Here is a 1,817-nt window from a genome sequence, read left to right as displayed (position 1 = left end):
TGCGGAAGTAGCTCAGTTGATAGAGCATTAGCCTTCCAAGCTGAGGGTCGCGGGTTTGAGCCCCGTCTTCCGCTCTCCAAAGAGAATCTGAGAAATTAGATTCTCTTTTTTTGTTTTATTTTAGACCGCTAAGCTTATGAAAAATTCTCCGGTACAATCGCATGTACTCCGACTAGCACATCCCGGCTCAGTTGTAATTCTTGGGGGGTGGATTAACATTTGTTAATTTCTCTTTATGCATACACCTTTGCTAATCTATACAGAAAGAACCTCTTATCTACTACTCCACGAAATGAAGCCCTAAATGCTTTAATTTTTGCATTAAAAGCTTCCGCAGCAGCATTTGTGCTTCTGTTCACAAAGTAGTTTAATATCCGTTCGTAATGATTCTCAATGGAATTGGCAACAGTAGTGAATGTATCATAACCAAACTCCTCAATTTCATTATACCAAAGTGCCAGTTTGGCACGAGCCACATCTTTATCTGTATAGTCTGAAAATATCTTCCCTAATCGTAGTGCGTAATAGTACACGGATTTTATATCCGGGAATTGTTCAAAGAGTAGTTTGGCTCTTACCTTCTGGCTTTGCAGCCACTTGTCCGGAGCCTTAAACAGCAGGTACCGGCTTCTGGCCAACAACTGTCTGAGTGTATCTCCATTGCTAAACACTTTAGGTTCATAACTTTCCCCCTTGGCTTTAGCTTCCTTGATTTTCCTGTTCTCATCCTTCATTACTTGCCAGCGATAAGCGATCCGAAGGTCTTGTACAGCTTCATAAACCAACTTTGAGACATGGAAACGATCCACTACCTGCATAGCCCCGGGAAAACAACGTTTTGCTATTTTCTGCATACTGCCGGCCATATCAAGTGTAATTTCCTTTACTTGGTTGCGCTTATCGGCATCTATTTTGAGAAGCACATTGATAACATCCTCTGCTTTAGTTCCCTTTACAATAGCTACAATGGTGCCTTTTCGACCATGCTTATCCCGATTGGTAAGGATTGTATATAGTTCGCCTTTGCTTAAAGCCGTTTCATCAATACATAAATGATAACCTATATTTTTAGGATAAAGAATAAAGTCTTCAGCATGTTCCTTCTGATTCCAATTATTGAAATCACTTAAATGTTCTTTGTATTGAGTCTGGAGTTGCTTGCCATCCATACAGTAATGTTCTGCTACACTTTGGCAACTAACCGCATGATTGTCTAAGTAACGCTTTTAAAAAAGCTCCGAACTCAGCTGTTATGCGAGTACCGGAGGCTACTAAGTTCCAATCACGACTATAAGTTTGTCCTGTTTCCGGGTCTTCCCAACGACGCCGCTTGATGCGTAGATATACAGCCTTGCCGCGAACAGGAAAGTCTTGCACTTCTATTTCCGGGAAGAAACCTTTGGAATGTAGATGTAAATGGGAATGCTCTTGAGGAATGGAAGGCTTTTCCTCAAGAAAAAAAATGAAGCAAGTCTCTTGAGAGACATGGTTAACCGGGTCAAAATAGTCAAGCAGGCCTGCAGGAAAGAACAAGCTCAACATCTCCAGTGGAGTGGCAGGGGGTTGAAGGTTCTGTTTCATGCCACAAAGATAGTGTTTTTAACTAATTCCCCCAAGTTTTCAAACTGAGCCGTAAAAGACAACTAATTAAATTAGGTAGCAGCTCGAAATTAGTTTCACAAATGGAAAACCTTACTCCAGCTACGTATATATAAAAAGGGCGTTCAATTTGAATTGAACGCCCTTTTTATATATATTGAATTAACTAATTACTTCTCACCACGTTTCGTAGCCGAATAGTTAATCTTCAAAGCATA

Annotated in this window: 2 protein-coding genes and 1 tRNA gene; 1 reads left to right on the top strand and 2 read right to left on the bottom strand. The window is 40.6% G+C overall.

All coding sequences use genetic code 11. The features are described 5' to 3' along the window. Window position 1: 1 nt before the first annotated feature. Window positions 2-74 (top strand) — tRNA-Gly (locus tag AB5935_RS24445). Window positions 75-233: 159 nt separating this feature from the next. Here AB5935_RS24445 and AB5935_RS24440 read toward each other — a convergent pair. Both AB5935_RS24440 and AB5935_RS24435 read right to left on the bottom strand, forming a co-directional pair. Further along, window positions 234-1,169, bottom strand: coding sequence for a transposase (locus AB5935_RS24440; protein ID WP_004324600.1), 936 nt, complete (start codon window positions 1,167-1,169; stop codon window positions 234-236). A gap of 28 nt (window positions 1,170-1,197) precedes the next feature. Then, window positions 1,198-1,581, bottom strand: a complete 384-nt coding sequence (locus AB5935_RS24435) for a hypothetical protein (RefSeq protein ID WP_004324599.1) — start codon at window positions 1,579-1,581, stop codon at window positions 1,198-1,200. Window positions 1,582-1,817: the final 236 nt, after the last annotated feature.

The sequence above is a fragment of the Phocaeicola sp. RTP21198st1_B8_RTP21198_201120 genome, assembly GCF_040929485.1.
Classification (GTDB): domain Bacteria; phylum Bacteroidota; class Bacteroidia; order Bacteroidales; family Bacteroidaceae; genus Phocaeicola; species Phocaeicola dorei.
The sequence above is the reverse complement of the archived record's forward strand: the minus strand, read 5'-3'. Positions and strand labels throughout refer to the sequence as shown.

Coding starts and splice junctions, on each gene's coding strand:
- AB5935_RS24435 (WP_004324599.1), bottom strand. CDS start 1,581: ATGAAACAGAACCTTCAACCCCCTGCCACTCCACTGGAGATGTTGAGC.
- AB5935_RS24440 (WP_004324600.1), bottom strand. CDS start 1,169: ATGGATGGCAAGCAACTCCAGACTCAATACAAAGAACATTTAAGTGAT.